The 21,488-nt window shown below is 73.7% G+C and carries 21 protein-coding genes; 11 read left to right on the top strand and 10 right to left on the bottom strand.

The window, feature by feature from the left end:
• Positions 1-3 precede the first annotated feature (3 nt).
• Both modA and PKE79_RS07360 read right to left on the bottom strand, forming a co-directional pair.
• Complete coding sequence (gene modA, locus PKE79_RS07365) at positions 4-741, bottom strand: molybdate ABC transporter substrate-binding protein (RefSeq protein ID WP_271173036.1); 738 nt, start codon at positions 739-741, stop codon at positions 4-6.
• An 8-nt stretch (positions 742-749) separates the two neighbouring features.
• A complete protein-coding gene (locus PKE79_RS07360) occupies positions 750-1,142 on the bottom strand; it encodes a TOBE domain-containing protein (protein ID WP_271173035.1) in 393 nt (130 codons plus the stop codon).
• Between the two features lie 95 nt (positions 1,143-1,237).
• Between PKE79_RS07360 and PKE79_RS07355 the strand changes: the two genes are divergently transcribed.
• The 3 genes from PKE79_RS07355 to PKE79_RS07345 all read left to right on the top strand — a co-directional run bounded on the left by PKE79_RS07355 (position 1,238) and on the right by PKE79_RS07345 (position 3,305).
• Positions 1,238-1,603: a hypothetical protein gene (locus tag PKE79_RS07355; RefSeq protein WP_271173034.1), complete on the top strand. Its 366-nt coding sequence runs from the start codon at positions 1,238-1,240 to the stop codon at positions 1,601-1,603.
• Between the two features lie 69 nt (positions 1,604-1,672).
• Positions 1,673-2,239 (top strand): NYN domain-containing protein, encoded by a 567-nt coding sequence (locus PKE79_RS07350; protein WP_374727753.1) that lies wholly within the window; start codon positions 1,673-1,675, stop codon positions 2,237-2,239.
• A 22-nt stretch (positions 2,240-2,261) separates the two neighbouring features.
• Positions 2,262-3,305 (top strand): glycoside hydrolase family 43 protein, encoded by a 1,044-nt coding sequence (locus PKE79_RS07345; RefSeq protein ID WP_271173032.1) that lies wholly within the window; start codon positions 2,262-2,264, stop codon positions 3,303-3,305.
• Here the strand turns inward: PKE79_RS07345 and PKE79_RS07340 are convergent.
• Positions 3,292-4,209, bottom strand: a complete 918-nt coding sequence (locus PKE79_RS07340) for an EamA family transporter (protein ID WP_271173031.1) — start codon at positions 4,207-4,209, stop codon at positions 3,292-3,294. The two genes, PKE79_RS07345 and PKE79_RS07340, sit on opposite strands and share 14 nt — an antisense overlap.
• A gap of 73 nt (positions 4,210-4,282) precedes the next feature.
• Between PKE79_RS07340 and PKE79_RS07335 the strand changes: the two genes are divergently transcribed.
• Positions 4,283-5,218: a LysR family transcriptional regulator gene (locus PKE79_RS07335; RefSeq protein ID WP_271173030.1), complete on the top strand. Its 936-nt coding sequence runs from the start codon at positions 4,283-4,285 to the stop codon at positions 5,216-5,218.
• Between the two features lie 9 nt (positions 5,219-5,227).
• On the opposite strand, the gene PKE79_RS07330 is transcribed toward PKE79_RS07335, so the two are convergent.
• Positions 5,228-7,429: a beta-L-arabinofuranosidase domain-containing protein gene (locus tag PKE79_RS07330; protein ID WP_271173029.1), complete on the bottom strand. Its 2,202-nt coding sequence runs from the start codon at positions 7,427-7,429 to the stop codon at positions 5,228-5,230.
• 139 nt (positions 7,430-7,568) lie between these two features.
• Between PKE79_RS07330 and PKE79_RS07325 the strand changes: the two genes are divergently transcribed.
• Positions 7,569-8,579: a DNA topoisomerase IB gene (locus PKE79_RS07325; RefSeq protein ID WP_271173028.1), complete on the top strand. Its 1,011-nt coding sequence runs from the start codon at positions 7,569-7,571 to the stop codon at positions 8,577-8,579.
• Here PKE79_RS07325 and PKE79_RS16670 read toward each other — a convergent pair.
• A complete protein-coding gene (locus PKE79_RS16670; RefSeq protein WP_309299968.1) occupies positions 8,566-8,922 on the bottom strand; it encodes a putative antibiotic biosynthesis monooxygenase in 357 nt (118 codons plus the stop codon). The two genes, PKE79_RS07325 and PKE79_RS16670, sit on opposite strands and share 14 nt — an antisense overlap.
• A gap of 89 nt (positions 8,923-9,011) precedes the next feature.
• On the opposite strand from PKE79_RS16670, the gene PKE79_RS07315 reads away from it, so the two are divergent.
• The 4 genes from PKE79_RS07315 to PKE79_RS07300 all read left to right on the top strand — a co-directional run bounded on the left by PKE79_RS07315 (position 9,012) and on the right by PKE79_RS07300 (position 11,820).
• On the top strand, positions 9,012-9,602 hold the full coding sequence (locus tag PKE79_RS07315) for a TetR/AcrR family transcriptional regulator (RefSeq protein WP_271173027.1): 591 nt from the start codon (positions 9,012-9,014) through the stop codon (positions 9,600-9,602).
• A gap of 122 nt (positions 9,603-9,724) precedes the next feature.
• Positions 9,725-10,066 (top strand): hypothetical protein, encoded by a 342-nt coding sequence (locus PKE79_RS07310; protein WP_271173026.1) that lies wholly within the window; start codon positions 9,725-9,727, stop codon positions 10,064-10,066.
• Complete coding sequence (locus tag PKE79_RS07305) at positions 10,063-10,581, top strand: DUF1697 domain-containing protein (RefSeq protein ID WP_271173025.1); 519 nt, start codon at positions 10,063-10,065, stop codon at positions 10,579-10,581. Before PKE79_RS07310 ends, PKE79_RS07305 begins: the two co-directional genes overlap by 4 nt.
• A 243-nt stretch (positions 10,582-10,824) precedes the next feature.
• Entirely contained in the window at positions 10,825-11,820 is a 996-nt protein-coding gene (locus tag PKE79_RS07300) for a PHP domain-containing protein (RefSeq protein WP_271173024.1), read from the top strand.
• A gap of 7 nt (positions 11,821-11,827) precedes the next feature.
• On the opposite strand, the gene PKE79_RS07295 is transcribed toward PKE79_RS07300, so the two are convergent.
• From PKE79_RS07295 to PKE79_RS07280, 4 genes are read right to left on the bottom strand one after another with little or no spacing between them, the layout of a single operon-like run.
• Positions 11,828-12,754, bottom strand: coding sequence for a GlxA family transcriptional regulator (locus PKE79_RS07295; protein ID WP_374727777.1), 927 nt, complete (start codon positions 12,752-12,754; stop codon positions 11,828-11,830).
• 40 nt (positions 12,755-12,794) lie between these two features.
• Positions 12,795-16,322: a thiol reductant ABC exporter subunit CydC gene (cydC, locus tag PKE79_RS07290; protein ID WP_271173022.1), complete on the bottom strand. Its 3,528-nt coding sequence runs from the start codon at positions 16,320-16,322 to the stop codon at positions 12,795-12,797.
• Positions 16,319-17,356: a cytochrome d ubiquinol oxidase subunit II gene (gene cydB, locus PKE79_RS07285; protein ID WP_271173021.1), complete on the bottom strand. Its 1,038-nt coding sequence runs from the start codon at positions 17,354-17,356 to the stop codon at positions 16,319-16,321. Before cydB ends, cydC begins: the two co-directional genes overlap by 4 nt.
• 20 nt (positions 17,357-17,376) lie before the next feature.
• Positions 17,377-18,954 carry a cytochrome ubiquinol oxidase subunit I gene (locus PKE79_RS07280; RefSeq protein ID WP_271173020.1) on the bottom strand — a complete coding sequence of 526 codons (1,578 nt, stop codon included), beginning with the start codon at positions 18,952-18,954 and terminating at the stop codon, positions 17,377-17,379.
• A gap of 164 nt (positions 18,955-19,118) precedes the next feature.
• On the opposite strand from PKE79_RS07280, the gene PKE79_RS07275 reads away from it, so the two are divergent.
• Complete coding sequence (locus PKE79_RS07275; protein ID WP_271173019.1) at positions 19,119-19,478, top strand: BlaI/MecI/CopY family transcriptional regulator; 360 nt, start codon at positions 19,119-19,121, stop codon at positions 19,476-19,478.
• Positions 19,479-19,489: 11 nt separating this feature from the next.
• A complete protein-coding gene (locus PKE79_RS07270; RefSeq protein WP_271173018.1) occupies positions 19,490-20,302 on the top strand; it encodes a M56 family metallopeptidase in 813 nt (270 codons plus the stop codon).
• A 167-nt stretch (positions 20,303-20,469) separates the two neighbouring features.
• Here PKE79_RS07270 and PKE79_RS07265 read toward each other — a convergent pair whose 3' ends face one another.
• Positions 20,470-21,444, bottom strand: a complete 975-nt coding sequence (locus PKE79_RS07265; protein ID WP_271173017.1) for a LacI family DNA-binding transcriptional regulator — start codon at positions 21,442-21,444, stop codon at positions 20,470-20,472.
• Positions 21,445-21,488: the final 44 nt, after the last annotated feature.

Below are 21,488 nucleotides of genomic sequence, written 5' to 3'. Positions count from 1 at the left end.
CCGCTAGTCCGCCGGGAGGAAGCCCGCGTCCGCGAGGACGCGCTGCGCGGGATCGTCGAGGACGAAGTCGACGAACGCGCGAGCGAGCGCCGGGTCGGGTGCGCCGTCGAGCGCCGCGATGGGGTAGTCGTTCACGGCGGCATCGGGCGCGTCGACCGGCACACCCTCGACCGCGTCGCCCGCACGGCGGACGTCGGTGGCGTAGACGACGCCCGCATCCGCCTCGCCCGAGGTCACCTTGCCGAGCACATCCGTCACGGCGTTCTCCTCGCTCGCAGGGTCGACCGCGACGTCGAGCGCCCGCTCGACCTCGGCCGTCGCGCGCCCGCACGGGACGGCGAGCGCGCACACGACGACGACCACGTCGTCGCGCGCGAGATCCGCGAATCCCCGGATGTCGGCCGGATTGCCCGCGGGCACGGCGATCTCGAGGGCGTTCCGCGCGAACACCGCCGGCTCGTCGGCCGCGTGCTGCGCGACGGATTCCATGGTCGCCGTGTCGGCCGAGGCGAACACCGCGGCGGGCGCTCCCTCGGCGATCTGCGTCGCGAGGCCCGCCGACCCGTCGAAGCTCAGGCTGACCGAGACACCCGGATGCGCCTCCTCGAATGCGGCGGCGATCTCGGTGAAGACCTCGGTGAGCGACGCCGCGGCGAACACGTGAAGCTCCTGACCCGCCGTCGGCGGCGCAGCGCAGCCGGACAGCGCGAGCGCGACCGCACCCGCCACTGCTGCGCGCACCCGCCGTCTCACGGCGTCTCCACGAGGACGGTCGTCGCCTTGACGACGGCCACCGCGACCGAGCCCGGCTCGAGGCCGAGCTCGCGCACCGCCTCCGTGCTCATGAGCGACACGACGCGGTGCGGCCCGCACTGCAGCTCGACCTGGCTCATGACGGTGTCGCTCGTGACGGCCGTGACGAGTCCGGTGAAGCGGTTGCGGGCGGAGCGGCCCCCGGAGAGCGGATCTTCGGGGGCGTCGGCATGCGACCGCGCGAATGCGGCGAGCTCGGCTCCGTCGATGACCCGGCGACCCGCGTCGTCGCGGTGCGCCGCGAGGGCGCCCGCGGCGATCCAGCGTCGGACGGTGTCGTCGCTCACGCCGAGCAGGTGGGCGGCGTCGCGGACGCGGATGTCGGGCATGCGCTTCTCGATTCGCAGATGCGGATGTTCTGGGTCGATTCTGCCGCAGATGCGACATGCATGGGCGTCCAAGGTCGAGCGGCTACCGTCGTCGCATGCGCCGACTCGCCATCCTCCCGCTCCTCGCCGTGGGCCTGCTCGCCGGCTGCACACAGGCCGCCGACATCGCCGGCGACGCCCTGGGCGTCCCGGTCGACGAGATCTGCACGACCGCCGACGCCGCCTACGCGCAGTACCAGGCGATCCTCGAGCAGGGCGACGTGACCGCTGAGCAGGCCGACGTCGCGCGCGACGACCTCGTCGCGACCCTCGAGCGGCTCGCGGATGACGTGGGCGGTCAGCCGGGGGAGCTCATCCGCGCGAACGCCGAGCAGCTGTCGCAGGTGAGCGACCTCACGGCGCCCGAGACGGTCGAGGCCGTCGAGCAGGCCAAGGGCGCGCTCGCGACCCTCTGCGGCTGAGCCGCCCCGCGCCCTCGTAGGATCGGACGAGGCCCCGCCACCTCGACGGCGCCGGATGGGGAGGCGCGCATGCGCGTGAGCGGTGAAGACGTGACCTGGGTGCTCGTCGACGGCGAGAACATCGACGCGACGCTGGGGACGTCGATCATCGGCCGACGGCCGCAGCCGGATGAGCGGCCCCGGTGGGACCGGCTCGTCTCGTTCGCGGCGCGGCAGTGGAACCAGCGCGCACGCGGCGTGTTCTTCATCAACGCCTCGTCCGTCATCCCGCAGAGCTTCGTCCAGGCGCTCAAGGCGATGGACTACGAGGTCGTGCTCCTCGCGGGCGCCCCCGACGAGAAGGTCGTCGACATCGCGATCCAGCGCACCCTGCGGGCCCTGGCTGACCGCGACGACGACGTGATGCTCGTGAGCCACGACGGGGACTTCCTCGACGACGTCGCGGCGCTCATCGGCGGCGACCGGCGCGTCGGGATCGTCGCGTTCAACGAGTTCCGGAACGCGGGGTATGCGACCCTGCCCGGCCTGCAGCTATTCGACCTCGAGTACGACGCCGCGGTGTTCGACGCGCAGCTCCCGCGCCTCCGCGTCATCCCGATCGACGAGTTCGACCCCGCGACCTTCCTCGGCGCGTAGGGCCGAGCCCGGGGTCGCGGCGGTGGCCGTCCCTTGGTATCGTGCACTTGTGCAACGTTGTAAATTCTCCTCGTACCTCTTCGTCCACTTCACGGGCGAAGACGACGACGCGGCCGAGCAGGTCCACTTCGCGGTGAGCGACGGCGCCTCCCTGAGTGACTGGGACCTGCTGGAGGACGGCGCGCCCGTGCTCACGTCGGATCTCGGCACGCGGGGCGTGCGCGACCCGTTCCTGCTCCGCAAGGAGGACGGCGGGTTCGTGATCCTCGCGACCGACCTCAAGGTGCACGGCGCCGGCGGCTTCGGTGCGGGGCAGGAGAACGGCAGCACCGACATCCTCGTCTGGGAGTCGGATGACCTCGTGACCTGGACGGGCCCGCGTGCGGTCTCGGTGATGGGCCCCGAGGCCGGCAACGTGTGGGCCCCGGAGGCCGTCTGGAGCGCGGAGCACGGCGCCTACCTCGTCTACTGGGCCTCGAACCTCTACCCCGAGGGCGGCGAGCGCCGGGCCGCCGACAGTTACAACCGGATGATGATCGCGCAGACGGCCGACTTCGCGACCTTCTCGGAGCCGCGCGTGTGGATCGACGTGCGCCGGGGGCCCGGGTACGGGACGATCGACTCGACCCTCGCGCGCGACGGCGCCCACTGGTACCGCTTCACGAAGGACGAGGAGCCGGGCACCATGCACGTGTTCGCCGAGCGCGGCGACGACGTGCTGCGCCCGACCGAGGGGCGCATCGGCTCGGCGTGGGAGCTGCTCGCCGAGGGGATCGGCAGCGACGTCATCTCGCACGGCGAGGGGCCGATCATCGTCCGCTCGCTCGACGAGCGCTCGTGGCTGCTCTTCATCGACTGGCCGCCCTACGGCGGCGGCACGGGCTACCGCGTCTTCGAGAGCGCAGACCTCGCGGATGGCACGTGGACGCCGAGCGCGCACGCGGTTCCGCCGCGCTTCCGGCACGGCTCGGTCGTGCCGATCACGGCGGAGGAGCGGGAGCGCCTGCTCGCGGCCTGGCCGTCGCGTCGCGTCACGACGGCGGAGGCCGCGGTCAGTCGCGGATGACCGGGATCGCCCCGGTGAGGGCGGATCCGGGTGCGTCTTCGCTCGCCCGCCGCGCTGCGAGGGCGGTGCCGACGCTCGCGGCGACGACGAGCGCGATCGCGGCGATCCGCAGCGGGCTCATCGCCTGAGCGAGGAGCAGCCATCCGGCCGCCGTCGCGATGACGGGCTCGAGGCTCAGGAGCACTCCGAACACGCGCTGCGGAAGTCTCCGCAGCGCCATGAGCTCGAGCGCGTACGGGATGACCGACGCGAGGAGCGCCGTCCCGACGGCGAGCACGAGGAGGCTCGGCTCCGCGACCACCTCGATCGCCGCCGGCACGCCGAAGGGCAGCAGCGCGGTCGAGGCGATGACGAGCGCCACCGCGAGCCCGCCCATCCCCGGGACGAGCTGGCCGACGCGCGCGCTCGTGCGGATGTAGAGGGCCCAGAACCCGGCGGCCACGAGCGCGAACACGACGCCTGCTCCATCCAGCGGGACGCCGATGGCGCTGTCGACGCCCAGGAGCGCCATGCCGACGAGGGCGACGCCGACCCACGCGAAGTCGAGGGCGCGTCGCGTGAGCACGGCCGCGAGCACGAGCGGACCGAGGAACTCGATCGCGACCGCGGTGCCCAGCGGGATCCGCTCGAGGGAGGCGTAGAAGGAGCCGTTCATGGCCGCGAGGGAGAGGCCGTACGCGGCCACCCATCCCAACTGCTCGCGGGTCCAGGTGCGCACGCGCGGGCGCACCGCCGCGCACAGGACGAGCGCCGCGATCGAGAGGCGCAGGGCCGTCACGCCCCACGTCCCCAGCTCGGGGAAGAGCTGCACGGCGAGCGCCGCGCCGAACTGCAGCGACGTGCACGAGCCGATGACGAGGGCGACCGAGGCGGTCATTCCCCGAGGGCGGATCCGGGTGAGCATGCCTCCAGTCTCGCCGGAGGGCGCTGGTCAATCCAGCAACCGTTTCTTAGCAAGAAGCGTAAGGTGAGCTGATGTGTTGAATGTCGCGCGCCTCCGCCTCCTCAGCGAGCTCAGTCGCCGCAGGACGATCGCGGAGACGGCGCGGGCGCTCGCGTACACGCCGTCGGCGGTGTCGCAGCAGCTCGCTCAGCTCGAGCGGGAGACGGGCGTGCAGCTGCTCGAGCGCGTCGGGCGCGGTGTGCGGCTGACCGGCGATGCGCTCGCCCTCGTGGCGCATGCGGATGCCGTCTTCGCGCGGCTCGAGGAGGCCGAGGCCGAGCTGACCGCCGCACAGAGCACGCTGCGGGGGCGGCTGCGCGTGGCCTCGTTCCAGAGCATCGTGCTCGCGCTCGCGCCGGGGGCGCTCGAGCTGCTCGCCGAGCGCCATCCCGAACTCGATGTCGCCATCGCCCAGCGCGACCACGGCCCGGCCTACGACGCGCTGCTCTCGCACGAGTTCGACGTCATCATCGGCGAGGAGTACCCCGGCATCCCCGAGGTCGTCCGCGACGGCGTCGACCGCGCCGAGCTCCTCGTCGACCCGCTCGGCCTCGCCCTGCCGGCGGAAGGACGGCTCTCGCGGAGGCCGCGTCGCCTCGCGGAGCTCCGAGACGCGCCATGGGTGCTCGATCCGGCCGACACCCCGACCGGCGCCTGGGGCAGGGCGCAGTGCCGCGGCGCCGGCTTCGAGCCCATCGTGCGCTTCGAGAGCACGGACCCGCTTCTGCACGCGCACGTCGTCCGGATGGGGCAGGCCGTCGGGTTCCTCCCCGCGCTGCTCGGCGAGCCGCACCTCGCCGGCACGCAGCTTGTGAGCCTGCCCGGCGAGCCGCACCGCGTGCTCTACACCGCCGTCCGCTCGGGTCGCGCGGGGCATCCCGCCGTGCGCGCGTTCCGGTCGGCCCTCGTCGACGCGCTCGCGGCGCGGCACCCCGCCGCCCCCGTGTGGAGCGCGGCGCTGGCGGAGTAGGACCCGGGCTCAGCGCAGGAGGCGCGCTGAGACCACGCCCGGGGCGGGAGCACCGTCGACGGGCGAGAGGGTGACCCGCGTGCCGGGCGACGGCGGCGCCATCACGACCTCGAGCGATGTCGCGCCGGGTGCGAGGCGCTCCTCGACGGCGAGCTGCTCGCCGACGCGCACCGCGATCGCCGTCGCCTCGGCGGATGGCCGCAGCTCGAGGCGCAGGCGGCGCGACTGCCACGCGGGGTCCCGCAGCTCGATCGAGAGGCCGGTTCCGAGCTCGCGCCAGTGCGCGTCGCCCTCGACGCCGACGGTCGAGTCGTCGCCCGAGAAGGCGTGGTCGGACTCGGGCTGCTGCTCGCCGAACGCCACGGCGTCGACGGTCGCCGCGTCGATCGCGAGCCGGCCGTCCTGGGCGAGGAGCTCGTCCCTGCGGCCGCGGCCGTCGGCGACCGGCCAGTAGACGGTGTACCGGCTGTCGTGGATGCCCGCGAACGGCTCGAGGTCGACGGCGCCCGCCGGGTCGTCCGTCTCGAGCCGGAAGCGCAGCGGGCCGACCTGGGCGACCGCGTCGGCGCCCTCAGCGACGAGCGGCAGGTCGGCGAACGGGAGCAGCGGGCCCGACGCGATGTGGCCCATCCGGCTGTCATCGGCGACGAGCCCGTCGAGCCCGTCCTCCCCCGCGCGCGCGGCGAGGACGACGGGCCCCGCGAGGTAGGCCTGCCACGGCGATCCGTCGGGCAGGCGCTCCGCACGCAGCGCGAGGGGCACGCGGAAGACGATCTCGTCGCCGTCCGCCCAGGTCCGCGTGATCCGCACGGCGCCGTCCTCCGCGGTCGCCTCCGCGTCAACGCCGTTCACGCGGATGTCGCGGAGTCCGTCGCTCCAGCCCGGCACGCGCAGCCGCAGCGCGAACGCTCGCGCGCCATCCGCCTCCACCGCGATCCGCACCTGCTCGTCGGCGGGGAAGTCCGTCGTCATGCGCAGCCGGACGCCGAACTCGGATGCGTCGAGGTCGGCGGGTGCGAAGAGGTTGACGGCGAGCGCGTCGCCCTCCTGTCCGAAGATCCACTCGCCGTACCGGGCCTGCATCTCCATGCCCGTGCCGACGCAGCACCAGAAGCACTGGTCGGGCTGCGAGTAGACGCGGTAGTGGCGGGGGCGCATCGGCGTGAAGTAGACGAACCCGCCGCGCCCGGGATGCTGCGCCGAGAGCACGTGGTTGAAGAGCGCGCGCTCGGCGAAGTCGAGGTGGGCGGGATCGAGCTCGGCCTCGGCGAGGGCGCGCGTGAGCTTCAGCATGTTGTAGGTGTTGCAGGTCTCCGGCCCCTCGCGGTCCTCGATCATCGGCGCGAAGTCGTCCGGCGCGTGGAAGTGCTCGCGCACGCTGTTGCCGCCGATCGCGACCGTGCGCCGCTCGACGACCGTGCGCCAGAACGTGGCGGCCGCCGCGCGCTCGCCGGCGGCCGCGTAGCCCACGGCCTTCGGGATCTGCGTGTTCGCGTGGCGCCCGGTCAGATCGTCTCGCCCCTCGCGGAGGGGGTCGAGGATGGCGCGGTGCGCGAAGCGACGGGCCATCGCCGCGAGGTCGTCGCGTCCGGTGAGCGCCGCGAGCTCCGCGAAGGCCTCGTTCATGCCGCCGAACTCGGTGTCGAGCATGGCCTCGAAGGCCGCGTCGTCGATGCCGTCGGCGATGTCGAGCCACCAGTCCGCGAGACGGACGGCGATGTCGAGCGCGCGCTCGTCGCCGCCGACGACGTGTGCGTCGATGAGCCCCTGGAACGTCTTGTGGAGGTTGTACCAGGGCACCCAGTGCCCGCTCGATGCGAGCGCCCGGGCCGCCGCCACGCCGCCGTCGCGGAGCCCCGCGAAGAGCTGCTCGCCGTCGGGCACGCCGCCGACCCACCCCGTGCCGCGCGCCTCCTGCGCACGCGCGAGCTCGCCCACGGCGTAGCGGAGTCGGCGAAGGGCCTCGGGATGGCCCGTCGCCGCGTGCAGGTGGGCGAGGGCCGAGATCCAGTGCCCCGCGGTGTGCCCGTCGAGCCCCGCATCCTCCCAGTTGCCGTACGAGCGGTCACGCGGCTCGAGGCCCGCCTCGCGCAGGAAGGGCGCGAGCAGCCGGTCGGCGTCGAGCGAGAGCACGTAGTCGAGGTCGACGCGCAGCGCGTCGGCGAACGGGCCGGCGGTCACGCGCACCGCGCGGGCAGGGAAGAACTTCATCGTGGCTCCCGGGAGGCAGAAAGGGCGTCGAGTGTCGAGCGTAGGGCTACGACGTTGGAAAGCCCAACATCCGCGACCCTCTCCGGAGGCGCTGTCAAGGCCTGACGGGCGGCGGATGCCGTCGGGCAGACTCGACCGCATGCCCCGGCTCCGACGCACCTCTCCCCAGGAGCCGGGCTGGACGCGGCGCCGCTCCGGCCGCGGGTTCGTCTACCTCGATGCCGACGGCGAGCGGCTGCCCGCGGAGGAGGTCGCCCGCATCCGCGCGCTGGCCATCCCGCCCGCATGGCGCGACGTCTGGATCACGCCCTACCCCAACGGGCACCTGCAGGCCGTGGGCACCGACGACGCGGGGCGCCGGCAGTACCTCTACCACCCGCAGTGGCGTGCGCGCCGCGACGCCCAGAAGTTCGACCGCGTGCTCGACTTCGGCGTCGCGCTGGGCCGTGCGCGCCCGGCCATCCTCGGCGAGCTCGGGCTCGACGGCATGCCGCTCGAGCGCGCGTGCGCGACTGCCGTGCGGCTGCTGGACCTCGGCTGCTTCCGCATCGGCGACGACGTGTACGCCGACCGGCACGGCAGCTTCGGGCTCACGACCCTCGAGCGCGCGCATGTGCGGCGGAGCGGCGACGCGCTCGTCTTCCGCTTCATGGGCAAGTCGGGCGTCGCGCACCGCATCGAGATCGCGGATGCCCCCGTCGTCGCGGCGATCGAGAGCATGAGGCGGCGACGCGACGGCGAGCCCGCGCTCCTGGCGTACCGGGAGGCGGGCGGATGGCGGCGCCTCACGCCCGCGATCGTCAACGACTACGTGCGCGCGTCGACGGGGGCCGACGCGACCGCGAAGGACTTCCGCACGTGGCATGCGACGGTGCTTGCGGCCGCGCGCCTCGCTGAGCGCGGGCTCGACCTCGAGGAGGGCGCGAGCGCGACAAAGCGCCGGCGCGCGGTGACCGCGACCATGCGCGATGTCGCCGAGTTCCTCGGCAACACCCCGACGATGGCGCGCACCTCGTACGTCGATCCGCGCGTCGTCTCGGCGTTCGACGAGGGGCGCACGATCGCGGCGGCCGTGCGTCGGCGCCATGCCGACGCCGACGCACGGCAGGTCGCGCTCGAGCGCGCGACGCTCCGGCTCATCCGCGGCTGACGACCTCGGGGGACGTCGCGGGAGCGGTGGCCGGTGCGGCCGGTGCGGCCGGGGCGCCCTGGGTGGCCGGTGCGGCCGGTGCGGCCGGTGCGGCCGGTGCGGTCGGGTCCGCCGTCGCGGCGCGGCGCGTGCTGAGTGCCATCCAGGCGCGCATCAGCTGCGGGACGACGAGGTACACCGCGAGCGGCACGACGACGACCGTGAGTGCGAGCGAGCGGAGGACGGGCGGCCAGGTCTCGCTGAACGGCGCGATGGCGTAGAGGCCGATCGTGACGAGCGGGAAGATCGCGAGCCACGTGATGACGGCGCGGACGTGGACGGAGGGCGGGGTGGGCGCGGGCATGGCATATCACTTTCCAACTGGCTGGTTGGGAACAGTGAACCACGTTCCGACGCCGAAGGCAACTGTTCGGTTGGGAATAGGATGGGCGGATGGCCTACACCCCGGAGGAGACGCGGCGACGCCTGCTCGAGGCGGCCGTCGACGAGTTCAGCGCGCACGGTCTCGCCGGGGCGCGCGTGGACCGGATCGCACGTGCCGCCGGGGTGAACAAGGAGCGCATCTACGCGCACTTCGGCGACAAGGAGGCGCTCTTCGGCGCGGCGCTCGAGAGCGAGCTGCTCGCGGTCATCCACGCCGTCCCCATCGAGGGCGAGGGCGCCGAGGCGGTGCTGCGGTATGTCGAGGCCGTCTTCGACTACCACGCCGCGCATCCCCAGCTCTCGCGCCTGCTCGCGTGGGAGGGCCTCGAACGCGAGACCCCGGTCGCGTTCGAGGCGCGCTCCGAGGCCCACCGGCGCAAGGTCGCTCAGCTGCGCAGGACCCTTCCCGCCCTCGACGACGCGGCCGCCGCCGAGCTGCTCCTCACGATCGTGACCCTCGCCGACGGCTGGCAGGTGTTCCGCTCGGTGGACCGGCTGTACGTGGGCGATGCCGCCGACCGCCCCGAGCGCGTCGCGGCGCGACGCGCCTTCGTCGTCCGCGCGGTCCGCGCGCTTCTGGAGTCGCTCGTCGGCTCATAGGGTCGTGGCTCGTGCACAGGCCACGCCTCGCGGTGTGGCGACGCCGACGACCTCCACAGGTGCGGCTCCCGGTCGCCGCTCGTGACAATGTCGTCGGGTCGGTTCAGACTGGAGGAGTGCAGATGAGCGAGCCGCAGGTGTGGGTCTTCATGGCCCTCTTCGCGACGTTCGCGTTCGCGACGCTCGGGATCATCTCGACGAACTTCACCCGCATCCTGCGCGCCGAGATCGGCGGCCTGCGCGGCGAGCTGCGCGGTGAGATCGACGGTCTGCGCGGCGAGATGAACGCGCGGTTCGACGCGTCGAACGCGCGCCTCGACGCGACCAACGCTCGGCTGAACGCCGAGTTCGCCGGTCTGCGGGCGGAGATGAACGCGCGGTTCGACGCCGTCCACACGAAGATCGACCATCTCGACTCGGACGTCACGGCCCTCACCCGCCGGGTGATGGGCGAGGCGGGATGACCGACTTCGTCGCCCTGCTCCGCGGCGTCAACGTGGGCGGGATCACCGTGCGCTCGGCCGACCTGCGCGCGCTGTTCGTCGAGCTGGGCTTCGCCGATGCGCGCACGTTCCTCGCAAGCGGCAACGTGCGCTTCACCGCCGACGAGGACCGCGAGACCCTCAAGCGGCGGATCGAGCGGGCGCTCGGGGAGAGGTTCGGCTACGAGGCGTGGATCGTGCTGGCCACCTGCGATGAGCTGCGAGCCGCCCTCGCCGCCTTCCCGTTCGATGCGTCCGACCCCGATCGCCAGCCGTACATCGTCTTCTGCGCCGACGCCGAGGCGCGCGACGCCGTGCTCGCGCTCGCGGCGGATGCCCCCGACGACCCGGTGGCGGAGGGCCCCGGCGTCGTCTACTGGAACCCGCCGAAGGGCGCGAGCGTGTCGACGGCGTTCGCGAAGGAGCTCGCCAGGCCGCGCTGGAAGGCCGTGACGACGACGCGGAACGTCCGGACGGTCGAGAAGATCGTCGCCTGAGACGCCGCCCGCGAGAGCCGGGCCCGGAAACAGCCGAACGGGCCCGCTGTGCGTCAGGCCCGTTCGGAAGGTATGGCGGACGAGGTGGCGGTGCGAGCGTCAGCCCCGTCGAATACCCTCACAGCGTCTCCCGGATGGCGCGCGGACGACAGCGGCGTGATGGACAGCGTCCGCAAGGATCTCGCCATCCCTGCTCGTCGTGCGGCCGTGCCGTCGTCGAGCCCGCGCGGCAGACTGGCAGCCATGGACCCGCTCGACGCGCTCACCGAGATCGCCTACCTGCTCGAGCGCGAGCGGTCGTCGCGCTACAAGTCGAAGGCGTTCCGCACCGCGGCCGATGTCGTGGCGGGTCTCTCGCCCGAGGAGCTGCGCGATGCGGCGCGGCTGCGGCGTCGGCAGGGGATCGGCGACTCGACCTTCCGTGTCATCCAGGAGGCGCTCGCGGGCGAGGTGCCGGCATACCTCGCCGATCTGCGCGAGCGCACAGGGGGCGCCGGCCGCAGCGCCCTCCGCGGCCTCCTGCGCGGCGACCTCCACAGCCACTCCGACTGGTCGGATGGCCTCACCCCGATCGGCCTCATGGTCGCGGCGGCCCGGCGGCTGGGCCACGAGTACCTCGCGCTCACCGACCACTCGCCGCGCCTCACGGTGGCGAACGGGCTCTCGGCCGAGCGGCTCGAGCGGCAGCTCGAGGTCGTCGCGACGCTCTCGGACGAGGGGTTCACGCTCCTGAGCGGCATCGAGGTCGACATCCTCGACGACGGCGCGCTCGATCAGGACGACGCCCTGCTCGCGCGCCTCGACGTCGTCGTGGCGAGCGTGCACTCGAGACTGCGGATGGACGCCGCGAGCATGACCCGCCGCATGCTCGGCGCCATCCGCAACCCCCGCACGCGCGTGCTCGGCCACTGCACGGGGCGGCTCGTCGAGGGCGCGCGCGGCACGAGGCCGCCGTCCGCGTTCGACGCGCACGCGGTCTTCGCGGCATGCGCCGAGCACGACGTCGCCGTGGAGATCAATGCGCGCCCCGAGCGCCAGGATCCCCCGGACGACCTCATCGCCCTCGCCCTCGAGCAGGGATGCCTGTTCTCGATCGACAGCGACGCGCACGCCCCCGGGCAGCTCTCGCTGCTCGACTACGGAGCAGAACGGGCCGAGCGCGCGGGCGTCCCGCCCGAGCGCATCGTCACGACGTGGCCCCTCGAGCGGCTGCGGGCGTGGCTCGAGCGCACCGCGTGAGCGCGGGCTACTCGCCCTGCGTGAACGTCCGCCGGTAGTCGGTCGGGGTCGTCCCGAGGATCCGCTGGAAGTGCAGGCGCAGGTTCGCTCCCGTGCCGAGCCCGACATCCGCCGCGATCTGCTCGACGCTCCGCTCGGATCTCTCCAGCAGCTCGCGCGCGAGGTCGATCCGCGCGCGCATGATCCACTGCATCGGCGTGTAGCCGGTGTCCTCGACGAACCGGCGCGAGAAGGTCCGCGGCGAGACCGCGGCGTGCCGCGCGAGCACCTCGAGGGTGAGCGGGTCGCCGAGGCGGTGCAGCGCCCACTCGCGGGTCGCCGCGAACCGCTCGCCGATGGGCTCGGGCACGCTGCGCGGCACGTACTGCGCCTGGCCTCCGCTGCGATACGGCGCGGCGACGAGCCGCCGTGCGGCATGATTCGACGCGGCGACGCCCAGGTCGGAGCGGAGGATGTGCAGGCACAGGTCGATCCCCGACGCCGCGCCCGCCGAGGTGAGGACGCTGCCCTCGTCGACGAACAGCACGTTCTCGTCGACGCGGACGCGCGGGTGCCGGCGCGCGAGCGCGCGCGTGTAGTGCCAGTGGGTGGTCGCGCGGCGTCCGTCGAGGAGGCCGGTCGCCGCGAGCGCGAACGCCCCCGTGCTGATCGCGGCCAGGCGCGCTCCGCGCGCGTGGGCCGCGATGAGCGCCTCGACGACCGCCGCGGGCGGGTCGTCCTGGTCGGGGGAACGGTAGCCCGGGATGAAGACGATGTCGGCCCATTCGAGCGCCTCGAGCCCGTGGGCGACGTGATACGAGAGGCCGTCGCCGCCCGTGACGAGACCGGGTGCGGGGCCGCAGACCCGCACCTCGTACGGCATGCTCGCGCGGGTCGTGAAGACCTGCGCGGGGATGCCGACGTCGAGCGGCTTCGCGCCCTCGAGCACGATCACCGCGACGCGGCGCAGCTCGGACCGCGGGGGAGACACGGCACTACTCTCGCACGGACCCCAGCTGCACGACCGCGTCATCGGGACGACGGTCGTCGGCCCGGTGCGACACGAGCACGACGACGCGATCCGCGGTCGCACCGCGGACATCCGCCATCATCGCGGCGGCCGTCGGGGCGTCGAGGTGCGCGGTCGGCTCGTCGAGCAGGATGACGTCGGCGCGCGCGAGGAGCGCGCGGGCGACCGCGAGGCGCTGGCGCTCGCCGCCGGACAGCGCGGAGCCGCCCGCTCCCACCCGCGTCGCGAGCCCGTCGGGCAGCGCGTCGAGGAGAGCGCCGAGACCGGCCAGCGCGAGGGCGTCGTGCAGCGCTTCGTCGTCGGGCGCGTCGTCGTGCGCGGAGGCGAGCAGGAGGTTGCCGCGCAGCGTCGAGTCGAAGACGTAGGCGTCCTGCGGGCACCAGGCCACACGCGAGCGCCACGCGCGCTCGTCGAGCGACGGGAGCGGCGCCTCGTCGGCGCGGACCTCGCCGTGCGCGACGGGGAGGGCGCCCATGATCGCCGAGAGGATGGTCGACTTGCCCGATCCCGACGGGCCATCGAGGACGAGCCAGCGTCCGCGTGCGGCCCGGCCCGAGACATCCGTCACGGCGGGGCGCGATGTGCCGGGGTACTGGACGGCGACGTCGTCGAGCGCAATCGAGGCGACGGGCTCCGCGAGGGTGCCATCGCCCCACGGCGCCGACGGGGCGGGCCGCAGCACGGGCGCGAGGCGGCGCACGACCTCGCGCAGGGCGGGCAGCCGGTGAGCGGCCGTGACGAGGCCCGCGATCGGCTCGAGCACGGCGAGTGCGAGGAGCGCGATCACCGACACCTGCTCGGCGGGCGAAGCGGGGGAGAGGAGCGCGACCGTGCACGCGAGGATCGACGTCGCCGCCGTGACGACGGCGCCGCCGAGCCCCGCTGCCCACGCGGCGCGGCGCTCGGCATGGGCGAGGCGCGCCGCGGCGGCGTCGAGCTCCGCGAGAGCCGCCTCGGAGGCGCCGTTCCCGCGGAGATCGGCGGACGCCGAGGCGAGGGCCGACGTGCCGCGGACGATCTCGGAGCGGGCGGCGACGCGTGCGCGGCCCGCCCCCCGCTCGGACGCGATCGCGAGCGCGGCGGCGACGGCGGCGGCCGCAGCGAGCACGAGGAGGACGAGCAGGGCGAGGTGCGGCACGACGAACCAGGTCGTGACGGAGGCGCCGAGGATGACGAGGACGCCGACCGCGAGCGGCGCGATGACGCGGGGGAGCTGGTCGCGCAGGTCGTCGGAGAGCGTCACGAGGTAGTCGACGGGCGCCCCGCCCTCGAGGAGGCGGCGGGAGCCCGCGCCGCGCGCCGCGATCGCGCGCCACAGTCGCAGACGCAGGTCGTCGACCGTCCGGAACGCCGCGCTGTGCGTCATGAGGCGCTCCGCGTAGCGGCCCACGGAGCGCCCGATGCCGAACGCCCGCACGCCGACGATCGCGACGAGGAGGTACATGATGTACTCCTCGACGCTCGCCCGGACGATGAGCCATCCCGAGACGGCCGTGAGCGCGAGCCCCAGTCCCGTCGCGATGACGCCGAGCCCGACGGCACCCGCCCACGCCGCGAGGTGCGGCCGGATGAGAGAGGCGAGCGTGACCCGATCCGCCGGGCCATCCGCCGGGCCGGCCGGGGCCGAGTCCGCCGGGCCGGCCGGGGCCGAGTCCGCCGGGCCGGCCGGGGCGGCCGGGGCCGCCTCATGCATGTCTCGGTTGTTGCGGGTGACGGCGCCCGTTTCTGTCGTCGGGTGAGACATGCTGACCGGGGCGGTCGCGGGGGCGGCAGCCGCACCGACCGGCACCGTCATCGTCGCGAGGGCGAGTGTCTCGGGCTCGTGGCTCGCGAGCACGACCGTCGCGTGCGCGGCGCGACGCAGGATGGCCGCGCGCACGCGCTCCGCCGCGGCGCGGTCGAGGTGCGCGGTCGGCTCGTCGAGCAGGAGCAGCTGCGCGCCCGCGTCGACCCGGGCGAGCGCGCGCGCGACCGCGAGACGACGCAGCTCGCCGGGGCTGAGCTCGGGGATCGCGGCCTCGGCGACGTGCGCGAGACCGAGCTCGGCGAGAGCGGCTTCCGGGTCCGGCGCGCCGTGCAGCGCGAGCTCCGCCCGGGGCGTGGCCGCGAACGCGCGCGCGGCCTGCGGGGCCCAGCCGGCGCCATCCGCCCCGGTGATCGTCCCGGTGACCTCGGCGTCCGCGGGGAGCGTCCCCGTCAGCGCGGCGAGCAGCGTGGACTTGCCCGAGCCGCTCGGCCCCGCGACCGAGACGATGCCCGACAGCTCGGCGTTCAGCCCCTCGATCACGGGCCGATCGCGCCCCGCGTACCGCACGGCGACGTTCTCGAGCCGCACCGGGGGCAGGGGATTCCGTCGAGAGCAGGACGATTCGGGCATCCGCGTCCTGTCGTCGGCGGATTCTCCTGCGGTGGGCAAGGGGGAAGGGGCGGATGTCGGGGCGGGCTCCGCGCGCCCCCGCGAGCGGATGTCGCGCGCGAGCGGGCGCGCGAGGAGCGCCTTCGCGCGCTCGAGCGCGGCGAGGCCGTCCTGCGAGGCGTGGAACGCCGTGCCCACCTCGCGCAGCGCCGCATAGCACTCGGGCGCGAGGATGAGGGCGAGCAGCGCCGGCTCGAGCTCCATCGTCCCGTCGAGAAGCCGGAGCCCCAGGAACACCGCGACGATCGCGACCGAGATCGTCGCGATGAGCTCGAGCGCGAGCGCCGACAGGAACGCCCAGCGCAGCGTCTCCTGCGTGCGCGCACGGTAGGCGCCCTGGATGCCGTCGAGGGCGCGGGTCTGCTCCTCGACCCGGCCCAGCCCGACGAGCACGGGGAGGCCGCGCGCCAGCTCGGCCAGGTGGTCGGCGAGACGGGTGAGTGCCGACAGCGCCGCGTCGGTGCGCTGCTGCGTGTGCCGGCCGATGAGGATCATGAACAGGGGCACGAGCGGCACCGTGAGGACGACGACCGCGGCGCTCAGCCAGTCGGCGCCGAGGATCCGCAGGCCCACGATGAGGGGCACGACCGCGGCCGCGATGAGCGCGGGCAGCGACTGCACGTAGTAGTCGTCGAGGTCGTCGAGCCCGTCCGCCGCGAGGATGGCGGTCCCGCCGCCCTCGACGTCGCCCGCGGCGATGCGGCGCCAGAGTCGCGCGCGCAGGTCGCGCTTGACGTCCGACGCGATGCGGCGCGCCGCGACCGAGGTCGCCCACTCCGCGCCGGCCCTCAGCAGCGCGCCCGCGAGACCCGCGACGAGCACAGCGCGGATGGCCGCGGCATCGAGGCCGCCCGCCGCGAGGCCGCCGATCCCGCGGCCGACCGCGTCGGCGATGAGCACGAGGCCCACCGCCCGCAGCGCCGCGAGCACACCGAGCGCGACGAGCTGCGCGCGCGGCACGGGGCGGAGGTCGGGCCGCCGGAATCCGGCGGCCGCTGCCGCGCGCTCGGCCTCGATGGCCCACGGATCGATGCCGGGCTCGCGGATGGCCCGCTCGCGGGCCGCGGGGGCGGTCACCGCGCGCGCAGGGCCGCGGGGAGCACGACGTGCGCGTCGGGGATCATGCCCGGCGTGACGCGCTTGCGGAAGATCCAGTAGCTCCACGCCTGGTAGAGGATCACGACCGGGAGGCCCACGCACGCGACGACCGTCATGACCCCCAGTGTGTACTCGCCGCTCGCCGCGTTCCAGACCGTGAGGTCGAAGGCGGGGTCGATCGTCGACGGGAGGACGCGCGGGAACATGCCCGCGAAGATCGCGCCCGCGCCGAAGAGGCCGAAGCCGGCGTAGCCGAGGAACGCCCGCCCCTCGCGGCGCCGGCGCGCGTTCGCCCATCCGAGCACGGCGGCGACGACGGCGAGACCGACGAGCGTCCACGAGAGGGGCGTCCCGCCGTGGGCGAGCTGCACCCACAGGGCCCAGACGGCCGCGGGCACGAGGCAGAGCGGAGCCCAGCGCGCGGCGAAGCGCCCCGCGCGCTCGCGCACCGGACCATCCGCCTTGAGCCCGAGGAAGGTCGCCGCGTGGGCGAGGGCGAAGCCGACGACCGCGAGACCGCCCAGGATCGCGGGCAGGGTCAGCCAGACGAACGGCCCGCCGACGCGATCGCCGTTCTCGTTCAGGGGCAGCCCGGTCGACGTGAGCGCGAGCGCTGCGCCGACGCAGAACGCGACGACGATCGAGCCGACGCCGATGCCGTAGGTCCAGATGCGGGCCCAGCGCGCCGTCGCGACCTTGCCGCGGTACTCGATCCCGACCGCGCGGACGATGAGGCCGAGCAGCATGATCGTGAGCGGGAGGTAGAGCGCCGAGAAGAGCGATGCGTACCAGTGCGGGAAGGCCGCGAAGATCGCCGCGCCGGCCGTGATCAGCCACACCTCGTTGCCATCCCACACGGGGCCGATCGTGTTGAGCATGACGCGGCGATCGCGGTCGTCGCGCGTGCCGAGGATCATGTGCATCCCGACGCCGAGGTCGAATCCCTCGAGCAGGAGGTAGCCGGTCCACAGGATGGCGATCGCGATGAACCAGAAGACGGGGAGCGTGTCCATGGGGGTTCCTCTGCAGTCGGTCAGTAGGCGAACGCGAGCACGTCGTCTCGCTGCGCGTCGTCGTCGGGATGGTCGTCGTCGCGCGGGTGGGACAGCTCGGGCATCGCGCTCGCGACGCCTCCGCGCACGTACGTGGTGAGGAGGAAGAGCTCGACGACGAGGAGCACGGCGTACACCGAGGCGAGCGCGATCACGGAGAAGAGGAGCTCGCCGGCGGTGACACCGGGCGAGACCGCCGCCGCCGTGAACATGAACACCCCGTCGACGCCGGTCGCGTCGGGGTTCGGCGCCACGACGAACGGCTGGCGGCCCATCTCGGTGAAGATCCAGCCGGCGATGTTCGCCGCGAACGGCGCGAGGATGCCGAGCAGGGCGAGCCGCATGATCCACGGCGAGCGCGGGACGGTGCCCTTGCGGGTCAGCCACAGCGCGACGACCGCGGCCGCCGCGACGATTCCGCCGAGCCCGATCATGAGGCGGAAGCCCCAGTAGGTCACCCACATGACGGGCACGTACTCGACCTCGCTGCCCGCGCGGTCGCCGTAGAGCGCGTCGTCGGGGATCGTCTCGCCGTACTGGTCGACGTACTGCGGCTCGAGGTCGCTGATCCCGGGCATCTCGGCGCCCCACTCGCCGGTGCCGAGGAAGCCGAGCACGCCGGGCACCTCGATGAGCGTGATGACGTCGGAGCAGTCGCGGGAGCCCGGGTCGCCGAGGGAGAGCACCGAGAAGGCCGAGCCGGTGTGGCAGGCCGCCTCGGCGGCGGCCATCTTCATCGGCTGCTGCTCGTACATGAGCTTGCCCTGGATGTCGCCGGTCAGCACCGTGCCGCCGAACCCGAGGATCGCGACGACCGCGCCGATCCGGAGCGACCACAGCCACACGCCGTGGTCCTTCTCGTCGCGACCGGGGACATCCGCTCGCCCGACGACCACGCGGCCGTCGGCGCCGACCGTGTCGATGCCGTCGTGGCGGCGGCGCCAGAGGTGGTACCAGGAGAGGCCGAGGAGGAACATCCCCGAGACCACGAGCGCGCCGAAGATCGTGTGGGTGAAGGCCGCGATCGCGGTGTTGTTCGTGAGGACGGCCCAGATGTCGGTCATGACGGGGCGGCCGTCGGCGCCGAGCTCGACGCCGACGGGGTGCTGCATCCACGAGTTCGCGACGATGATGAAGTACGCCGAGGCCCACGAGCCGATCACCGCGCACCACAGCGCGGCGAGGTGGAGTCCCTTGCGCAGCCGCCCCCATCCGAAGATCCAGATGCCGAGGAACGTCGATTCGGCGAAGAAGGCCAGCAGGCCCTCGAGCGCGAGCGGAGCGCCGAACACGTCGCCGACGAAGCGCGAGTACTCGCTCCAGGCCATCCCGAACTGGAACTCCTGCACGAGGCCGGTCGCGACGCCGACGATGAAGTTGATGAGGTAGAGCTTCCCCCAGAACTTCGTCATGCGCAGGAAGCGCTCGTCGCCCGTGCGGACCCACGCGGTCTGCAGCACGGCGACCGTCATGCCGAGCCCGAGCGTGAGCGGGACCATGAGGAAGTGGTAGACGGTCGTGATGCCGAACTGCCAGCGGGCGATGTCGAGGACGTCCACGCGCGTTCTCCTTCGGGAGGTGTGGGCCGAACGCCGCGTCCGGCCGGAACCAATTCTACGCCGTGTAGAACTAGTTCGACAGAGCATAGAAGAAATTCGACCGGGGGTAGAATTGGCGCAGGCGGTCGGATGGCGCGGCCGCGACACGAGGCGAGGAGGTGCGCATGGGAACGCTCGGCGAACTCGAACGCGCCGTCATGGACGCGGTGTGGGACGCGCAGATGCCCATGACCGCGTATGACGTCAAGGAGCAGCTCGAGCAGGATCAGGGGCGCGCGCTCGCCGCGACGACCCTGCTGACCGTGCTGTCCCGTCTCGAGAAGAAGGGCTTCGTGGCCTCCGACCGATCGGTGCGCCCGCACCGCTACACGGCCGTCGCCTCGCGCGCCGACCACGTCGCGGAGCTCATGCACGAGGTGCTCGGCGAGTCGGCGGACCGGATGGCCGTGCTCGAGCGCTTCGTGGGCGGGGTCTCCGACGAGGACGCGGCGGTGCTGCGCAAGCTCCTGCGCGGCGGGGTCTGATCGAGCCGCCCGTGACGCGCATCGGAGCCGTCGTCGGATCCGGGCTCGACGGCGCCCTCGTCATCCCCCACGAGACGATCGTGTGGGGAGCGGTCGTCCTCGGCCTCTTCGCCCTCGCCCTCGCGTGGCCCGTTCCGGTCGCGTTCTCCCGCGCGGCGTGGCCCATGCGGGCTCCCGTCGTCGCGCTGCTCCTGTGGCAGGCGATCGGCCTCGCGGGTGGACTCTCGATGATCGCGGCCCTCGCGCTCGCCGGATATGCGGTCGCCCCCGGCCATCCGCTTCTCGCGCTCGTGCCGGCCGTCGCGTTCACGGTGTACCTGCTCGCCCACCTCGGCGTGACGATCGCGCAGGTGGTCCGGCAGCGGCGGCGCCACCACGCCCTCCTCGACATGCTGACGTCGCCGCACCCCACCCGCGCCCGCACGCGCGTGCTCGACGACGCCGTCCCCGTCGCCTACTGCCTGCCGCGCGGCGTCGGCTCGGTCACCGTCCTGTCGCAGGGGCTCCTCGACCGGCTCGACCCGGACGAGCTCGTCGCCGTCATCGCGCACGAGCGCGCGCACGTCGAGCAGCGCCACGACCTGCTGCTGCTCGCGTTCCGGGCATGGCGTGCCGCGCTGCCGTGGTTCCCCATCGCGGCCCTCGCCGAGGCGGAGGTCGCGGCGCTCGTCGAGATGCTCGCCGACGACCACGCGCGCCGCGAGGTGCGCGACGAGGTCCTGGCTCGGGCCATCCTGCACGTGGGTGCGACGGGTGTCTCGGGTGCCGAGGTCGTGTCGGGCTCCACGCGCGTGAGCGACCGCTTCCGGAGACTCGCCGCGTAGCGGGGAGGGCTTGGTTCGCCGCGTTTCGCGGCGAACTGGGCTCGGATCGCCGCGTTTCGGGGTAGGACCCGGTGACGGTAGCCGCGTATCGGGGCGAACACGCCTCGAGTCGACGCGTTTCGCGGCAAGAGCTGCCGTAGCGCAAGGTGCGGCTCGCGGCGTAGGGCCTACGCCGACTCGCGCACGACGACCCGCGGCGCCGTGCGGGGGAGCACGGGCTGCTCGCCCGCGAGGATCGCATCGATCGTCGCGAGGTCGACGTCGGCGTCCGCCACGTCGCCCTGGGCGACGGTCGTCAGCTGCGGGAACGTGCGCCGTGCGACGGGGAGGTCGTCGATGCCCATGACCGCGAGCTCGTCGGGAAGCGCGATGCCGGAGCGGCGAGCGGCGCCCAGCACGCCGACCGCGACCTCGTCGTTGTAGGCGGCGACGGCCGTGACGCCCTCGTCGCGCAGGCGCCGCAGCTCACGGGCGAGCGGCTCCTGATCGAGCAGCGGGATGGCCGTGAGTGCGACCCCGTGAGATGCGGCCGCGGCGCGCGCGCCGGCCAGCCGCAGCTCCGACAGGCCCGCGAGCTCGGGCTCGGGCGGCGCGACGTAGGCCACCGAGCGGTGCCCGCGGCCGGCGAGGTGCGCGACCTGCACCTCCGCGATGTCGCGGATCCCTGCGCTCGACGGCGTGGCGAAGACCCGCGCGACGCCGGCCTCGCGGACGCGTCGGATGATGTCGTCGGAGAGCTCCCCGAGCGCGAGCACGGTGGTCGGGTGCAGGCGCTGGGCGAGCGTCACGAGAACCTCGCCGCCGGCGTCGGCGCCCGTGTACTGGTTCACCACCGGCACGTATCCGCGCTCGACGAGCGCCCTCGAGAGCGTGCGGGTCGCCGTCGCGACGAGCTCGCCCGGCGGGATGGTGCTCGTGTCGATCACGACGATCCCTGTGCTCCCGGATGCCAGCGCGCGAGCGTGCACGCTCGGCACGTACCCGAGGTCGGTGGCGGCCTGCAGCACCCGGCGGCGCGTCGACTCGGGGATCGTCTGGCCCGGGGTGTCGTTGAGGACGTAGCTCACGGTGGCGCGCGAGACGCCGCTCGCGCGCGCCACATCGGCGGCGGTGACGCGGCCGGCTCGTCGGGAGGTGGTCATGGGCGTCCTTGCTTTCCGAGGAGGATCCCGATACATTCAACCCT

The sequence above is a fragment of the Microbacterium barkeri genome, assembly GCF_027921765.1.
GTDB classification, from domain to species: domain Bacteria; phylum Actinomycetota; class Actinomycetes; order Actinomycetales; family Microbacteriaceae; genus Microbacterium; species Microbacterium barkeri.
The sequence above is the reverse complement of the archived record's forward strand: the minus strand, read 5'-3'. Positions and strand labels throughout refer to the sequence as shown.

What these genes read in the sequence shown, in the direction of transcription:
- PKE79_RS07360 (WP_271173035.1), bottom strand. Translation starts at nt 1,142, where the DNA reads ATGCCCGACATCCGCGTCCGCGACGCCGCCCACCTGCTCGGCGTGAGC.
- PKE79_RS07355 (WP_271173034.1), top strand. Translation starts at nt 1,238, where the DNA reads ATGCGCCGACTCGCCATCCTCCCGCTCCTCGCCGTGGGCCTGCTCGCC.
- PKE79_RS07350 (WP_374727753.1), top strand. Translation starts at nt 1,673, where the DNA reads ATGCGCGTGAGCGGTGAAGACGTGACCTGGGTGCTCGTCGACGGCGAG.
- PKE79_RS07340 (WP_271173031.1), bottom strand. Translation starts at nt 4,209, where the DNA reads ATGCTCACCCGGATCCGCCCTCGGGGAATGACCGCCTCGGTCGCCCTC.
- PKE79_RS07330 (WP_271173029.1), bottom strand. Translation starts at nt 7,429, where the DNA reads ATGAAGTTCTTCCCTGCCCGCGCGGTGCGCGTGACCGCCGGCCCGTTC.
- PKE79_RS07325 (WP_271173028.1), top strand. Translation starts at nt 7,569, where the DNA reads ATGCCCCGGCTCCGACGCACCTCTCCCCAGGAGCCGGGCTGGACGCGG.
- PKE79_RS16670 (WP_309299968.1), bottom strand. Translation starts at nt 8,922, where the DNA reads ATGCCCGCGCCCACCCCGCCCTCCGTCCACGTCCGCGCCGTCATCACG.
- PKE79_RS07315 (WP_271173027.1), top strand. Translation starts at nt 9,012, where the DNA reads ATGGCCTACACCCCGGAGGAGACGCGGCGACGCCTGCTCGAGGCGGCC.
- PKE79_RS07310 (WP_271173026.1), top strand. Translation starts at nt 9,725, where the DNA reads ATGAGCGAGCCGCAGGTGTGGGTCTTCATGGCCCTCTTCGCGACGTTC.
- PKE79_RS07305 (WP_271173025.1), top strand. Translation starts at nt 10,063, where the DNA reads ATGACCGACTTCGTCGCCCTGCTCCGCGGCGTCAACGTGGGCGGGATC.
- PKE79_RS07300 (WP_271173024.1), top strand. Translation starts at nt 10,825, where the DNA reads ATGGACCCGCTCGACGCGCTCACCGAGATCGCCTACCTGCTCGAGCGC.
- cydB (WP_271173021.1), bottom strand. Translation starts at nt 17,356, where the DNA reads ATGGACACGCTCCCCGTCTTCTGGTTCATCGCGATCGCCATCCTGTGG.
- PKE79_RS07275 (WP_271173019.1), top strand. Translation starts at nt 19,119, where the DNA reads ATGGGAACGCTCGGCGAACTCGAACGCGCCGTCATGGACGCGGTGTGG.
- PKE79_RS07265 (WP_271173017.1), bottom strand. Translation starts at nt 21,444, where the DNA reads ATGACCACCTCCCGACGAGCCGGCCGCGTCACCGCCGCCGATGTGGCG.